At 34.7% G+C, this 15,979-nt stretch carries 16 protein-coding genes and 1 other RNA gene; 13 read left to right on the forward strand and 4 right to left on the reverse strand.

Annotated features, from left to right (window positions below; genetic code table 11):
* Nucleotides 1-24: 24 nt before the first annotated feature.
* The 11 genes from gap to ssrA all read left to right on the forward strand — a co-directional run bounded on the left by gap (nucleotide 25) and on the right by ssrA (nucleotide 11,723).
* Nucleotides 25-1,032, forward strand: coding sequence for a type I glyceraldehyde-3-phosphate dehydrogenase (gene gap / locus ACM595_RS12575; protein ID WP_011303589.1), 1,008 nt, complete (start codon nucleotides 25-27; stop codon nucleotides 1,030-1,032).
* A 131-nt stretch (nucleotides 1,033-1,163) separates the two neighbouring features.
* Nucleotides 1,164-2,354, forward strand: coding sequence for a phosphoglycerate kinase (locus ACM595_RS12580; RefSeq protein ID WP_011303588.1), 1,191 nt, complete (start codon nucleotides 1,164-1,166; stop codon nucleotides 2,352-2,354).
* A 79-nt stretch (nucleotides 2,355-2,433) separates the two neighbouring features.
* Nucleotides 2,434-3,195, forward strand: coding sequence for a triose-phosphate isomerase (gene tpiA / locus ACM595_RS12585; RefSeq protein ID WP_041079695.1), 762 nt, complete (start codon nucleotides 2,434-2,436; stop codon nucleotides 3,193-3,195).
* 1 nt (nucleotide 3,196) lies between these two features.
* Nucleotides 3,197-4,714, forward strand: coding sequence for a 2,3-bisphosphoglycerate-independent phosphoglycerate mutase (gene gpmI, locus ACM595_RS12590; protein WP_041079694.1), 1,518 nt, complete (start codon nucleotides 3,197-3,199; stop codon nucleotides 4,712-4,714).
* A 191-nt stretch (nucleotides 4,715-4,905) separates the two neighbouring features.
* Nucleotides 4,906-6,210: a surface-displayed alpha-enolase gene (gene eno / locus ACM595_RS12595; RefSeq protein WP_011303585.1), complete on the forward strand. Its 1,305-nt coding sequence runs from the start codon at nucleotides 4,906-4,908 to the stop codon at nucleotides 6,208-6,210.
* Nucleotides 6,211-6,702: 492 nt separating this feature from the next.
* Nucleotides 6,703-7,164 (forward strand): hypothetical protein, encoded by a 462-nt coding sequence (locus ACM595_RS12600; RefSeq protein WP_041079693.1) that lies wholly within the window; start codon nucleotides 6,703-6,705, stop codon nucleotides 7,162-7,164.
* 68 nt (nucleotides 7,165-7,232) lie between these two features.
* Nucleotides 7,233-7,466 (forward strand): preprotein translocase subunit SecG, encoded by a 234-nt coding sequence (secG, locus tag ACM595_RS12605; RefSeq protein WP_011303582.1) that lies wholly within the window; start codon nucleotides 7,233-7,235, stop codon nucleotides 7,464-7,466.
* A 133-nt stretch (nucleotides 7,467-7,599) separates the two neighbouring features.
* Nucleotides 7,600-8,340, forward strand: coding sequence for an alpha/beta hydrolase (locus tag ACM595_RS12610; RefSeq protein WP_115347497.1), 741 nt, complete (start codon nucleotides 7,600-7,602; stop codon nucleotides 8,338-8,340).
* Nucleotides 8,341-8,378: 38 nt separating this feature from the next.
* Nucleotides 8,379-10,769, forward strand: a complete 2,391-nt coding sequence (gene rnr, locus ACM595_RS12615; RefSeq protein WP_041079691.1) for a ribonuclease R — start codon at nucleotides 8,379-8,381, stop codon at nucleotides 10,767-10,769.
* Nucleotides 10,770-10,791: 22 nt separating this feature from the next.
* A complete protein-coding gene (gene smpB / locus ACM595_RS12620) occupies nucleotides 10,792-11,256 on the forward strand; it encodes an SsrA-binding protein SmpB (RefSeq protein ID WP_011303579.1) in 465 nt (154 codons plus the stop codon).
* Nucleotides 11,257-11,362: 106 nt separating this feature from the next.
* Nucleotides 11,363-11,723: a transfer-messenger RNA gene (gene ssrA, locus ACM595_RS12625) on the forward strand.
* A gap of 161 nt (nucleotides 11,724-11,884) precedes the next feature.
* On the opposite strand, the gene ACM595_RS12630 is transcribed toward ssrA, so the two are convergent.
* The 4 genes from ACM595_RS12630 to ACM595_RS12645 form a co-directional block, all read right to left on the reverse strand.
* Nucleotides 11,885-12,943 carry a tyrosine-type recombinase/integrase gene (locus tag ACM595_RS12630; protein WP_075100165.1) on the reverse strand — a complete coding sequence of 353 codons (1,059 nt, stop codon included), beginning with the start codon at nucleotides 12,941-12,943 and terminating at the stop codon, nucleotides 11,885-11,887.
* A 58-nt stretch (nucleotides 12,944-13,001) separates the two neighbouring features.
* Complete coding sequence (locus ACM595_RS12635) at nucleotides 13,002-13,961, reverse strand: DUF5067 domain-containing protein (protein ID WP_270892731.1); 960 nt, start codon at nucleotides 13,959-13,961, stop codon at nucleotides 13,002-13,004.
* Between the two features lie 103 nt (nucleotides 13,962-14,064).
* Nucleotides 14,065-14,481: an ImmA/IrrE family metallo-endopeptidase gene (locus tag ACM595_RS12640; protein ID WP_270892732.1), complete on the reverse strand. Its 417-nt coding sequence runs from the start codon at nucleotides 14,479-14,481 to the stop codon at nucleotides 14,065-14,067.
* A gap of 15 nt (nucleotides 14,482-14,496) precedes the next feature.
* Complete coding sequence (locus ACM595_RS12645) at nucleotides 14,497-14,844, reverse strand: helix-turn-helix domain-containing protein (protein ID WP_419744317.1); 348 nt, start codon at nucleotides 14,842-14,844, stop codon at nucleotides 14,497-14,499.
* A 191-nt stretch (nucleotides 14,845-15,035) separates the two neighbouring features.
* On the opposite strand from ACM595_RS12645, the gene ACM595_RS12650 reads away from it, so the two are divergent.
* The gene (locus tag ACM595_RS12650; protein ID WP_419744318.1) at nucleotides 15,036-15,266 is read left to right on the forward strand and encodes a helix-turn-helix domain-containing protein; all 231 of its coding nucleotides are present in this window, start codon (nucleotides 15,036-15,038) and stop codon (nucleotides 15,264-15,266) included.
* A gap of 19 nt (nucleotides 15,267-15,285) precedes the next feature.
* A complete protein-coding gene (locus ACM595_RS12655) occupies nucleotides 15,286-15,975 on the forward strand; it encodes a BRO family protein (RefSeq protein WP_419744319.1) in 690 nt (229 codons plus the stop codon).
* The last annotated feature ends 4 nt before the right edge of the window (nucleotides 15,976-15,979 follow it).

The raw sequence follows: 15,979 nt of genomic DNA on the forward strand, positions 1-15,979 counted from the left end.
TCATTTTTAAAGGAGGCCATTTTAATGGCAGTAAAAGTAGCAATTAATGGTTTTGGTAGAATTGGTCGTTTAGCATTCAGAAGAATTCAAAACGTTGACGGAATCGACGTAGTAGCAGTAAACGATTTAACAGATGACGAAATGTTAGCTCATTTATTAAAATATGATACTATGCAAGGACGCTTCACAGGAGAAGTTGAAGTAGAAAAAGACGGTTTCCGCGTAAACGGACAAGAAGTAAAATCATTCTCTGAGCCTGAACCAAGTAAATTACCTTGGAAAGACTTAGACATCGATGTTGTATTAGAATGTACTGGTTTCTTCGCTGATAAAGAAAAAGCAGAAGCACACATCAATGCAGGTGCTAAAAAAGTATTAATCTCTGCACCAGCTACAGGCGATTTAAAAACAATCGTTTATAATACAAACCACCAAGAATTAGACGGTTCAGAAACTGTTGTTTCAGGTGCTTCATGTACTACTAACTCATTAGCTCCTGTTGCTAAAGTGTTAAATGATGACTTCGGTTTAGTAGAAGGTTTCATGACTACTATACACGCATACACTGGTGACCAAAGCACACAAGATGCACCACACAGAAAAGGCGACAAACGTCGTGCGCGTGCAGCTGCTGAAAACATCATCCCTAACTCAACTGGTGCTGCTAAAGCAATTGGCTTAGTAATTCCTGAAATTGATGGTAAATTAGATGGAGGAGCGCAACGTGTTCCTGTTGCAACTGGTTCATTAACTGAATTAACAGTTGTTTTAGAAAAAAATGTAAGCATTGAAGATGTAAATGCTGCAATGAAAAATGCTTCAAACGAATCATTCGGTTACACAGAAGACGAAATCGTATCTTCAGACGTAATCGGTATGACTTATGGTTCATTATTTGATGCAACACAAACTCGTGTAATGACTGTTGGCGACCGTCAATTAGTTAAAGTAGCAGCTTGGTACGATAACGAAATGTCTTACACTTCACAATTAGTACGTACATTAGAACACTTAGCAACTCAAGCTAAATAATTTGATGTAAAAATGAATTTAACAACTTTAATGTGCTGTTAAATTTAAACAATAAGCTTAGGAGTAAGCGGGGAGCACAACGCTTCTCCGCTTATTTTAATTTGTTGTTCCATTTAGAGGAGGAAGCTTACATGGCTAAAAAAATTGTAACTGACTTAGAATTAAAAGGTAAAACTGTACTTGTTCGCGCAGATTTTAACGTGCCGATGAAAGATGGAGAAATCACTGACGACAACCGTATCGTTCAAGCTTTACCAACAATTAAATACATCATTGAACAAGGTGGAAAAGTTGTATTATTTTCACATCTAGGTAAAGTGAAAGAAGAAAGTGATAAAGCAGCATTAACTTTAAAACCTGTTGCTAATGCATTAACAGAAAAATTAGGTGAAGAAGTTACTTTTGTACCTGAAACACGTGGAGAAACACTAGAACAATCTGTCAAAGATCTTAATGAAGGCGATGTTTTACTAGTTGAAAATACACGTTTTGAAGATGTAGACGGCAAAAAAGAATCTAAAAATGATCCTGAATTAGGAAAATACTGGGCTTCACTTGGCGATGTATTTGTAAATGATGCATTTGGTACTGCGCATCGTGAGCACGCTTCAAATGTGGGTATTGCATCTAATTTAGAAACAGTTGCAGGATTCTTAATGGAAAAAGAAATTAAATATATCGGTGGCGTAGTTGAAAACCCTGATAAACCTGTAGTTGCAATTCTAGGTGGTGCCAAAGTTTCTGACAAAATTGGCGTTATCACAAACTTATTGAAGATTGCTGACAAAGTACTGATCGGTGGCGGCATGTCATATACGTTCTTTAAAGCACAAGGTAAAGAAATTGGTTTATCTTTATTAGAAAAAGATAAAGTTGATTTTGCAAAAGAATTATTAGACCGTGCAGGCGATCAAATCGTCTTACCAGTTGATTGTAAAGTTGCAAAAGAATTCTCAAATGACGCTGAAATCACTGAGGTTTCTGTTGATGATATCCCAGCAGACCAAGAAGCTATGGATATTGGACCAAAATCAGTTGAATTATTTAAAGAACAATTACAAGGTGCGCATACGGTAGTATGGAATGGACCAATGGGCGTATTTGAATTAAGTAATTTTGCTAAAGGTACAATCGGCGTTTGTGAAGCAATCGCTGAATTAAAAGACGCTAATACAATTATTGGTGGTGGAGATTCAGCAGCTGCAGCTATTTCATTAGGTTATGGTGATGACTTCAGTCACATTTCTACTGGTGGCGGTGCATCATTAGAATACCTTGAAGGTAAAGAACTACCAGGTGTAGTAGCAATCGCAAACAAATAAGCGCACGACTAAAAACAGCTATCCATGATTATCAGTGGCAACACATTTAATCATAAATTACTAATAGGAGTGTAATATAATGAGAAAACCAATTATCGCAGGTAACTGGAAGATGAATAAAACAGTTAAAGAAGCAAAAGATTTTATCAATGAATTACCAACATTACCTGATACAAAAGAAGTAGAATCAGTAATTTGTGCACCAACAATTCAATTAGATGCATTAGTTACTTTAGTAAATGATGGTAAAGCACAAGGCTTACAAATCGGTGCTCAAAATGCTTACTTTGAAGATAACGGCGCATTCACTGGTGAAACATCTCCAGTTGCATTAGCAGACCTAGGCGTTAAATATGTCGTTATCGGACATTCTGAACGTCGTGAAATCTTCCATGAAACAGATGAAGAAATTAACAAAAAAGCACACGCTATTTTCAATCACGGTATGACACCAATCGTTTGTGTAGGTGAAACGGATGAAGAGCGTGAAAGTGGTAAAGCTAATGAAGTTGTTGGCAACCAAGTTAAAAAAGCTGTAGAGGGTTTATCTGAAGCACAATTACAACAACTTGTGATTGCTTACGAACCAATCTGGGCAATCGGTACTGGTAAATCATCAACTGCTAAAGATGCAAATGAAATGTGTGCATTTGTAAGACAAACAGTTGCAGAATTATCAAGTCAAACTGTAGCTGACGCAACACGTATTCAATATGGTGGTAGTGTGAAACCTAACAACATTAAAGAATACATGGCAGAATCAGACATTGATGGTGCACTTGTAGGCGGCGCATCACTTAAAGTGGATGATTTTGTACAATTGTTAGAAGGTGCAAAATAATATGGCTAAACAACCAACTGCATTAATTATTTTAGATGGTTTTGCAAACAGAGAGAGCGAACACGGTAATGCTGTGAAACTAGCTAATAAACCTAACTTTGATCGTTATTACAGTAAGTATCCAACTACTCAAATCGAAGCTAGTGGTTTAGATGTTGGACTTCCAGAAGGTCAAATGGGTAATTCAGAAGTTGGGCATATGAACATTGGCGCTGGACGTGTCGTTTATCAAAGTTTAACGCGTATCAATAAATCTATTGAAGACGGCGATTTCTTTGAAAATGATGTATTAAACAATGCAATCAATCATGTTAAGAAAAATGATTCAGTGCTACATGTTTTTGGTTTATTATCAGATGGTGGCGTACACAGCCATTACAAACACCTTTTCGCGTTATTAGATTTAGCTAAAAAACAAGGTTTAGAAAAAGTATATGTTCATGCCTTTTTAGATGGACGTGACGTTGATCAAAAATCAGCATTAAAATATATTGAAGAAACTGAAGCGAAGTTTAAAGAACTAGGTATTGGTCAATTCGCATCTGTATCAGGTCGTTATTACGCAATGGATCGTGACAAACGTTGGGACAGAGAAGAAAAAGCATACAATGCTATCCGCAATTTTGGTGGAACAACATTCGAATCTGCTAAAGCAGGTGTCAAAGCGAATTACGATAAAGATTTAACAGATGAATTTGTTGAACCATTTATCGTCCAAGACCAAAACGAAGGTGTCAATGATGGCGATGCAGTCATCTTTTATAACTTCCGTCCTGACAGAGCTGGACAACTTTCTGAAATATTTACTGATAAAGCATTCGAAGGCTTTAAAGTAGAACAAATCAACGACTTATTTTATGCAACGTTTACTAAATATAATGATAACGTGAATGCAGATATTGTTTTTGAAAAAGTTGATTTAACGAATACAATCGGTGAAGTTGCACAAGATAACGGACTTAAACAATTACGTATTGCTGAAACAGAAAAATTCCCTCACGTGACTTATTTCATGAGTGGTGGTCGTAATGAAGAATTTGAAGGTGAACGTCGTCGTTTAATCGATTCACCTAAAGTCGCAACCTATGACCTTAAACCTGAAATGAGCGCATATGAAGTTAAAGATGCTTTAATTGAAGAATTAAATAAAGGTGACTTAGATTTAATTCTTTTAAACTTTGCTAACCCAGACATGGTTGGACACAGTGGTATGTTAGAACCAACAATTAAAGCAATTGAAGCCGTGGACGAATGTCTAGGCGAAGTTGTTGATAAAATTACTGAAATGGGCGGTCATGCAATCATTACTGCCGATCACGGTAATTCAGACATGGTCCTTACAGATGATGATCAACCAATGACTACGCATACGACAAACCCAGTTCCAGTCATTGTGACAAAAGATGGCGTTACTTTACGTGAAACGGGTCGTCTTGGTGATTTAGCACCAACATTATTAGATTTATTAAATGTAGATCAACCAGAAGATATGACTGGTGAATCACTCATTAATCACTAATCAAAGTTTGATCGCTTTGAGCAAGATTGAGAAGCTAACGATTTCGAAATTGAGATATTTTCATTAAAATGGTTAGTTGCTTATAAACAACACAAGAGAATTAAATTACTTTGTATTTATAGTATTTAAAGCTATAATGAAGATGAAATTTAATATTTCTAAACTACTTATTTATAAAGGAGATTATAAACATGCCAATTATTACAGATGTTTACGCTCGCGAAGTCCTTGACTCTCGTGGTAACCCAACAGTTGAAGTGGAAGTATTAACAGAAAGTGGTGCATTCGGACGTGCATTAGTACCATCAGGTGCTTCTACTGGTGAACATGAAGCAGTAGAATTACGTGACGGAGATAAATCACGTTACTTAGGTAAAGGTGTAACGAAAGCAGTTGACAACGTTAACGAAATTATTGCACCAGAGCTTATTGAAGGTGAATTTTCAGTATTAGAACAAGTTTCAATCGATAAAATGATGATCCAATTAGACGGTACTGAAAACAAAGGTAAATTAGGTGCTAACGCTATTCTTGGTGTTTCTATTGCAGTAGCTCGTGCAGCAGCTGATTTATTAGGACAACCACTTTACAAATACCTAGGTGGATTTAATGGTAAACAATTACCAGTACCAATGATGAACATCGTTAACGGCGGTTCTCACTCTGATGCTCCTATCGCATTCCAAGAATTTATGGTGTTGCCAGTAGGCGCTGAATCATTCAAAGAATCATTACGTTGGGGAGCAGAAATCTTCCACAACTTAAAATCAATCCTTAAAAATCGTGGTTTAGAAACAGCAGTAGGTGACGAAGGTGGTTTCGCTCCTAAATTCGAAGGTACTGAAGATGCTGTTGAAACAATCTTAGAAGCTATTAAAGCCGTTGGTTTAGAGCCAGGTAAAGATGTATTCTTAGGCTTCGACTGTGCTTCTTCTGAATTCTTTGAAGATGGTGTATACAACTACGCTAAATTCGAAGGTGAAAATGGTGCGAAACGTTCAGCTGAAGAACAAGTTGATTACCTTGAAGAATTAGTTAACAAATACCCAATTATCACTATCGAAGACGGTATGGACGAAAATGACTGGGATGGTTGGAAAGTATTAACTGATCGTATCGGTGATAAAGTACAATTAGTTGGTGACGATTTATTCGTTACAAACACAGTTAAATTATCTGAAGGTATTGAAAAAGGTATCGGTAACTCAATCTTAATCAAAGTTAACCAAATCGGTACATTAACTGAAACATTTGACGCTATCGAAATGGCTCAAAAAGCTGGCTACACAGCAGTTGTATCTCACCGTTCTGGTGAAACAGAAGATACTACAATTTCTGACATTGCAGTTGCTACAAATGCAGGTCAAATTAAAACAGGTTCATTATCAAGAACTGACCGTATTGCGAAATATAACCAATTATTACGCATTGAAGATGAATTATACGAAACTGGCAAGTTCGACGGACTTAAATCTTTCTATAACTTATCTAAATAATACAGCATAAAAAATTTAAGAGTTCACGCGCTAAACGCAGATTATTGAGGATCTGTGTTAAACTGCCAACAAAGTCTCCGATTTTGTTGGCAGTTTTTTTTGTGCTCTTTTTTGTACTCGCTTTTCTTGGATACAGATACGGCCCGTAGTCTTCGGCTAGTGTTTTCATGCTCGAGTCGATCCAAATTACTGCCTAATAAGTTAATAAATAAATTAAAAAGTAATGGTTCTTATCGTTTATTCTGTGGTACTTAGACTTTTATATTTGAAGTATCATATTGCTGTTCTAATAGGCAATCCATAGAGCCACTGCCCACAGTCCGACTGGCTCATTTTAAAAAGTATGAATTTATTGAGACAAATACATAAATCATACGAAGCGAATGAACTCGGCGTGTTACTTTATAATGATGATTAACTTAAATTGTTCATCTTTTACAATTAAACTGATATAATTAAAGATGTAAAATAAAGAAGGAGTCTTAACGAATTATGGAAGTAAAACCTAAGTCTAAAGAAATTAAAACGGCTCATCTGATTGCATATAGTTCAGTCATCATTGCGATTCTTTATGTTATACATTTATTCGTAGTTTTAGATGATAGTGTTATTAAACAACTATTATCAAATAGCGGACAGACAACATCTGAAAATGCTGTGGGTACAATTAAAAACAGTTTCCAATTTACAGGAATAATGTATATTTTTGCGAATTTAGCAGGTGTCTTCGCAATCTGGAACAGACATACCTATTTATGGTGGTTTATGTTTGCGGTATTCGTATCACAAATATTGTATAATTTAATTAACATTAGTGCAGTTTATGGCGCGATATTAGATATCAAATCTAGCGTGAATATCATTCCTTTAACACTGGTACTCGTTTTATCATTTGTGTTAGCTGTTTATATGTTAATTGTTTCGATTAAACGTAAAAGCACGTTCAATAGATAGAAGTTTGCTAAAGACGACAAACGTATGATATAATGCGTTTCGTATATAATGAATGGAGGACAATTTTCATGCATACATTAATAATGGTACTTTTGATTTTAGATTGTATTGCATTAGTAACTGTTGTATTACTCCAAGAAGGTAAAAGTAATGGACTTTCAGGCGCAATTAGTGGTGGCGCCGAGCAGTTATTTGGTAAACAAAAGCAACGCGGTATTGATTTATTCTTGCATAGATTAACAATTGTATTGTCTGTCATTTTCTTCTTGTTAATGTTAGGCATAAGTTATTTTGGTTTATAAGGTCCGACAATGTTAAAGTCGGGCTTTTTTATTTATAATAGTTAATATAGCTTTTAAAAATAATTGAGATAAATAAAAGATGAATTTAAATAAACGACACGTACTAAAGCATAAGCGAAAGGATTGAAACACAATGCAGATTAAACTTCCAGAACCATTCTTCTTTGAAGAAGGTAATAGAGCTGTGTTACTGTTACATGGCTTTACAGGGAATTCCTCAGATGTGAGACAATTAGGGCGTTACTTGCAGAAGAAAGGCTACACATCGTATGCACCACAATATGAAGGACATGCAGCACCACCTGAAGAAATATTAAGTTCAAGTCCATTTGTATGGTTTAAAGATGCACTAGATGGCTATGATTTCTTAGTAGACAAAGGTTATGATGAAATCGTTGTTGCAGGATTGTCACTTGGTGGATGTTATGCGTTGAAATTAAGCTTAAACAGAGATGTAAAGGGTATTATAACAATGTGTTCACCTATGTACATTAAGACGGAAGGGTCTATGTTTAACGGTGTTCTAGAATATGCGCGTAATTTTAAAAAGTATGAAGGTAAAGATGAAGCTACCATTGAAAAAGAAATGACAAACTTTAAACCTACAGACACTTTAAAAGAGTTACAAGGACAAATACAGGATGTCAGAGATCACATAGATGAAGTAATGGATCCATTATTAGTTGTCCAAGCAGAACAAGATCAAATGATTAATACAGATTCTGCAAATGTTATATACAATGAGAGCGAATCTGATGAAAAAGATATCAAATGGTATGCGAATTCAGGACATGTCATTACAATTGATAAAGAAAAAGAATTAGTATTCGAAGACGTATACAATTTCTTAGAATCATTAGATTGGTCGACTTAAAAATTTAGAAGTATTTAAAAATAGAAAGGAGGGGCATAATGAATTTAAAGCAATCCATTGAAGAAATAATTAAACAACCAGATTATGAACCCATGTCTGTGTCTGATTTTCAAGATGCATTAGGTTTAAATAGTGCCGACTCATTTAGAGATTTAATCAAGGTGCTTGTTGAATTAGAACAAACAGGTTTGATTCAACGTACAAAAACAGATAGATATCAACGTAAAGCATCTAATAATGCCAAACAATCCAAATTAATCAAAGGTAAGTTAAGTCAAAATAAAAAAGGTTTTGCTTTCTTACGTCCTGAAGAAGAGGATATGGATGACATTTTCATCCCACCAACGAAAATCAATAGAGCCATGGATGGTGATACTGTCCTCGTGGAAGTACATCAATCTAAAGGTGAACACAAAGGGAAATTAGAAGGCGAAGTTAAGACGATTGAAACACATTCAGTCACACAAGTCGTTGGTACTTATAGTGAAGCACGTCACTTCGGCTTTGTGTTACCAGATGATAAACGTATTATGCAAGACATCTTTATTCCTAAAGGTCAAAATTTAGGTGCAGTAGATGGACATAAAGTACTCGTACAAATTACGAAATACGCAGATGGTACAGATAATCCTGAAGGTATCGTATCGGCAATTTTAGGCCATAAGAATGACCCAGGTGTAGATATTCTATCTATCATCTATCAACATGGTATCGAAATTGAATTCCCTGACAATGTGCTCGCAGAAGCTGAAGCAGTACCAGATCATATCGAGCCATCACAAATTGAAGGTCGTCGCGATTTGCGCGATGAACTAACGATTACCATTGATGGTGCAGATGCTAAAGACTTAGATGACGCGATTAGTGTTAAAAAGTTAAGCAATGGTCATACACAATTAACAGTCAGCATAGCTGATGTAAGTTACTATGTAACTGAAGATTCAGCGCTTGATAAAGAAGCATACAGTCGTGCAACAAGTGTCTACTTAGTAGACCGAGTGATACCAATGATTCCACACCGTCTAAGTAATGGTATATGTTCATTAAACCCGCAAGTGGACCGACTTACATTAAGTTGCCAAATGGAAATAGATGAACGTGGCGATGTTGTTGGCCATGAAATCTTTGATAGTGTGATTCATTCTAATTATCGTATGACATACGATGAAGTAAATGAAATTATTACTGATCAAAATACGGAAACACGTAATCAATATAGTGAAATCACACCGATGTTAGATTTAGCGCAAGATTTATCTCAGCGCTTAATCCATATGAGAAGACGTCGTGGTGAAATCGATTTTGATATTAATGAGGCTAAAGTACTTGTTAATGAAGAAGGTATCCCAACGGATGTAGAAATGAGACAACGTGGTGAAGGCGAACGCTTAATTGAATCATTTATGTTAGCGGCTAATGAAACTATCGCGGAACATTTTGATCGTTTAGAAGTACCATTTATCTATCGTGTCCATGAACAACCTAAATCAGAGCGCTTACGTCAATTCTTTGATTTCGTGACTAATTTTGGATTAATGATTAAAGGTACAGGTGAAGATATTCACCCGTCTACTTTACAAAAAATTCAACAAGAAGTTGAAGGTCAACCAGAACAAATGGTGATTTCAACGATGATGTTACGTTCAATGCAACAAGCACGTTATGATGATGTGAACTTAGGACACTTTGGCTTATCAGCTGAATACTATACACATTTCACGTCACCTATACGTAGATATCCCGATTTAATTGTTCATAGATTAATTCGCAAATATATTATTGAACAATCCATGGACAGAAAAGAAAGAAATAAATGGGAAGCATTGTTACCTGAAATTGCTGAACATACGTCTCAAAGAGAACGTAGAGCAATCGAAGCAGAACGTGATACAGATGAATTGAAAAAAGCAGAATACATGGTGCAACATATTGGCGAAGAATTCGAAGGGATTATTAGTTCAGTTGCGAATTTCGGTATGTTTATTGAATTACCAAACACAATTGAAGGTATGGTGCATGTATCTAACATGACGGACGATTATTACCATTTTGATGAACGTCAAATGGCAATGATAGGTGAACGCCAAGCGAAAGTATTCCGCATCGGTGATCCTGTTCAAATTAAAGTCATTAACGTAGATGTTGATGAACGTATGATTGATTTCCAAATCGTCGGTATGCCAATACCAAATAGAGATCGCGGTCAAAGACCATCACGTGGTAAGACAATCCAAGCCAAACCACGTGGCAATTCATCAGATAAATCTAAAGATGATAAAAATGGTAAAGGCGGACGTGGACGTACTAAACAGAAACAACGTAAAGGTAAAAACAAACGTCAAAGCGACCAAAGTAAAGGCAACACAAAACATAAACCATTTTATAAAGATAAAAATGTAAAAAATAAAGCACGTAAGAAGAAAAAATAACTCAACGAAGAGGTGAAACTCAATGCCAAAGAAAAAATCACCAGGAACACTAGCAGAAAATCGTAAAGCCAGACATGATTATAATATAGAAGATACGATTGAAGCGGGCATTGTGTTACAAGGAACAGAAATCAAGTCAATTCGTCGTGGTAGTGCAAACCTTAAAGATAGTTATGCGCAAGTGAATCGTGGCGAGATGTTTCTAAACAATATGCACATTGCGCCGTATGAAGAAGGTAACAGATTCAACCATGATCCACGACGTTCACGTAAGCTCTTACTACACAAACGTGAAATAGCGAAGTTAGGTGAGCGTACACGTGAAGTTGGCTACTCTATCGTACCTTTGAAACTCTATCTCAAACATGGGCACTGTAAGGTCTTACTTGGCGTTGCACGTGGTAAGAAAAAATACGATAAACGTCAAGCATTAAAAGAAAAAGCAGTACAACGTGATGTAGCTAGAGAGATGAAAGCCCGTTATTAAGCGGATATATTGCCAAAGATATGAATCTTTGGTAATATAATATGTGCTTTCTGAAAAAGCGCTGTAACAGATACAGCCTACCAGAAAGTACATTTAATATTATTCAGGGGGCGTTTTTGGATTCGACAGGGGTTCCATGAGCTAGTTAAGCGTGTCGGAGGGCTGTCTCCGTCACTAACACACACAGTTATAATAACTGGCAAAGAAAACAATAATTTCGCAGTAGCTGCGTAATAGCACTCTGCATCGCCTAACAGCATCTCCTATGTGCTGTTAACGCGATTCAACCTTTAGTAGGATACGCTAGGCACTGCCGTTTGAAGTCTGCCTAGAAGAGATGAATCAAACTAGCATAATGACGGATGTCTATCACCTCCCATTATGCGAAACTCATTGATAGACTACGCACGTAGAAGTGCTAGTATCAGAACCTCTGGACGCGGGTTCGAATCCCGCCGTCTCCATACATACATGAAAATCATTAAAAATTTGATTTCTTTAATTATCAAGAAACGTTGTTAAATCAGCGTTTCTTTTATTTTTGTTAAAAATCCTTAAAAGTTTGTTTTAAATATTTTGGTCAACGTTTGGACAACTTTTTGAGTGTTGTCCGTTTTGATTGTCCGTTTTAAATTGACGCCATAATATCACTAAGTTGACGGTCTTGTTCAAGTTTTTGTTCTTCTAATAAATGACTGTAGGTCGATAATGTAACAGTTATATTAGAGTGTCCTAATCGTTTGCTTATATAATGAATTGATAAGCCTTCTTTTAACAATACAGAGCAATGTGTGTGGCGTAATGAATGCAGACTATAACGCCCAATACTTTCCTCTAAACATATTCTATGCAGTACCTTTGTAACTGCGTTATTACTAATCAATTTAGCACCAGTATTAAATACATAGCCATTGAAAGATGTTGGTCTATTAGCTAGAACTGTTTTAATGTGTTTTTTATCTTGTTTAGCTAATGCGATAGTTCTATCGGCGTTTTCAGTTTTTGTACCTGGTATGTGAATTAAATCTGCATTAATATTTATATCCTCGTATCTCAAATTTTGTATTTCGCTAAATCTCGCACCAGTGCAAATCAATAGATATATAAAAAGATGTGATAGCTCATTTGATTTTGATACTCTACTTTTAATTGTTTTAAATGCTGATAATGACATGAACTTTACATTTTCACTTTGTTTATCTTTAACACCATAAGGCTTTGTGTTATATGTCGGATCACGTAAAATATACCCATCATTATAAGCATCTTGCAAAGCAGACTTTAAGCAATAATGTAATTTTTGGACACTATTTGTTGTTCTGCCTTCCTCAGGTTCATCTAAAAATTTCCCTTCGCCATATTCTTTTATAAATTCTCTGTATTGTAACTGTGTTATATTTTTTATAGGTATGTCTCCAAATTTTTCTTCAAAGGCTTTTATTGAAGTTTTATATCTATTGTAAGTAGTTAAAGCAACAGTATTTTCTTTATTTACTTTTAACCATTCGTTGAAATAGGTTTTAAATGATAATGAATCCACTGTTTTAAAGCCTTTAGTTAGTTCATTATATTTGTTATTCATTTCTTGAGTTGCTTCTTTTTTCGTTTTAAATCCACGTTTTCTATAACGTTTCTTATCAAATCTAAAATCATATTCCCATGTTTTCCCGACTTTTTTAACGTTCATTATTTATTCCTCCTAAAAAAAGTAAAAAATAATAAGGGTAGGCTTGCTACCCTAAAATTTATTGTTGTGATTCTTGTACTTCTTGTTGTCTATCTTTCCAACTATCATAACTTTCACCTTCACTAACCCAACCAGGACCACCTACATGAGCATTAGGGTCTTTCATAGCCTTTTCACTATCAGCTTTCGCTGCTTCATAATCTCCTTTGCCATAACCCATTTGAGACTCGTCGTGTGTAGTTGTAGGAATTTCTTCGTTACTTGATTGATCATTTGATTTATTTGATGATTGCGTATTTACTTTTTGAGTTGCATTTGTATTTGATGACGCTATAGCAGTTTCATTATCATCTGATTTATTTTCGTTGTTTTCGTTATTTGCTTGTTTACTTTTATTATCATTAGAAGCGGTTTGTTCATCATTATTTGGGTTATCTGTTTCTGAATCAGAAGTGCTATCGCTAGTTAAATCTTCCGCAGCGTCATAATCTACAGTTTTTAAATCATCTAATTTAATTTTTTTAGTTCCCAATTCCTTGCCATCTACACCTTTAGTCGCTTTTAGTGTTACATCTTCATCATTTTCTAAAGTGTAAGTAGTAATTCCCTTTGCTGTTTTATCTTTTTTAATCTTGTCTTGTGAATGTTTATCCCATTCTTCGAATTTGCCCGTATTAGGCGTAGGACCTACTTCTAAATCATTAACAGTGTTTTCACTGTCTTGTGTAGCTGTCATTGAAGATATCCATACATTCATTGGTGTTATTTCATCTTTATCGGTTTTATTTTTAACTTCATATTTGAAAGCTAGTAGCTTACTATCTGAATTCTTATCATTTACTATAAATGTATCTTTAATGCTGACTACTGCATCATCGATTACTAAAGTATCATTTTTAAATTGTGCTTTGTTTTCATTTACAGATTCAGTTTTACTTTCATTTTTATCATTTCCACTGTTTCCACATGCTCCTAATACCAATGTGCTTGCCAACAATAAACCTAAAACCTTTTTCATAAATCAATCTCCTTTATTTTTCATGTATTCTCCATCATTTATTACAACACAAATATTGTTAAATAATAACGTGTTAAACATTAAATTTTTGTAAAAAAAATGACTACATACTCAAAATAGCTCCTGGTATTATATCTTTTTTTACATAATAGGATAATGCACTTTTCACAAATTGTTCTGTAACTTCAAAATGTGTTGCTATATCGTGTAGGGTAGTAATATTGTTTCTATGCAATTCTTTAATTTCGTTAATAGGCATCAACATTTTGTAAGCTTGACGCCGTGCATAACCTTCAAATTTTCTATTATTGAAATTTGTTTGATCTAATATATTCCCGTAAGTTATTTTATAATGTGCAATTTCTTCGGCAAGAATTTCATGCTTTTGTTGTGGAGTTAAGCTATCTTTAATATAAATTTTATTGCCACAAATATAGCCATCTTGTGAACTAGGAAAATTTGATAATTCTTCAAATTCTAAAAAGTCATATTCACTCATTAATTTTTCATATTTCCACATTTACAAATCCCCTAATTATTTATCTCTGTTTTTTATCCATTCTATAAATTTATTTACTTCTTCGATTTCTTCCTCTGTTAAATCTTCTTTATTGAAATGTGCTGCTTGAGTTGTTTGTTCATCTTTTTCTGAATCTGGCATTCTGTCTGGTCTTTCCTCAAATCCAAGTAAATATTCAGTGGTAATATGAAGTGCATTAGCAAAATCATTAGCACGATTTAATGGGAATTCTCTACTTCCATTCAAGTAACGAGATACAGCTGATTTTGCCATACCAACTCGACGAGCCAATTCACTAAGTGACATATCTTTTTTACTTAAAGTAGTTTTTATTATATCTATTATTTCCTCATTTGTTCTCATATTACTTATCTCCTTGAATTATATTGTTCTCTTTAGTGAACAATATAATAATAACATCGTTCCCGAACGAATACAATATGTTTTCGATAAATAAATCTAGAAACTTTTTTTAGTATTCTTTGTTGACAAACGAGAACGTTAAGTGTTAAGGTTTGTTTAGTTCTCAAACGAGAACGATTGGAGGTGCAAACATGAAATTAAATCTCAACAGACTTCGAGCCGAAAGAATAGCAAATGGAATAACTCAAGATGAGATGGCTCATAAAATGGGATGGAAAACACGAACGCCTTATGCTAAACGAGAAAATGGAATCGTTGATATTGGAGCGAACGAGTTTATTAAAATGGCGAAAATATTAGGTTATGAAACAAACAACTTAGATATTTTTTTTACGCAAAACGTTCCCGTAAAAGAACGATAAATTTAAAGGAGGAATTAAAATGCAAGATTTACAAGTATTTCAAAACTCTCAATTTGGAAATTTAGGGGTTTTAGTTATCGAAGGGAAAGAATGGTTTCCAGCAATTAAAATTGCCGAAATTTTAGGATATACAAATCCAAGAAAAGCAATTATTGATCATACAAAAGAACGTGGGGTAACGAATCGTTACGTCATCGATTCATTAGGAAGAAAACAAAGTAAGAAATTCATCGACGAAGGTAATTTATACAGATTAATTGCTAAATCAAAATTGCCACAAGCAGAAAAATTTGAGGAATGGGTTTTTGATGAAGTCTTACCAACATTACGAAAGACAGGAACATATCAAACAAAACCAATGACAACATCAGAACAAATTCAGTTAATTGCACAAGGTAACACTGAATTAGATGAACGATTAACAGCAATTGAAGAATCTTATCCGATTATGCATGGAGAAGCTAAACACATCCAACAATTAGTGGCTCGTAAAGTAGCTGAAATTGTAAGAAACAAATTTAATGGTCATTACAACACAGTTGCTAGAAAGCTATTTGCTGAATTGTATAAGAGCATAAAAAATATTTTTCAAGTACCAACTTATACAAGTATTCCAAGAGGACGCTATCAAGAGGCAGTGCAATTCATTGAGAAATGGCAACCGTCGTTTGATACAACTTACCAATTAGAAAAGAGCTTAAAGGAGTGATTAA

Origin of the sequence: Staphylococcus sp. LKG3-1, assembly GCF_048568385.1 — a bacterium.
In the GTDB taxonomy this organism is placed as follows: domain Bacteria; phylum Bacillota; class Bacilli; order Staphylococcales; family Staphylococcaceae; genus Staphylococcus; species Staphylococcus saprophyticus.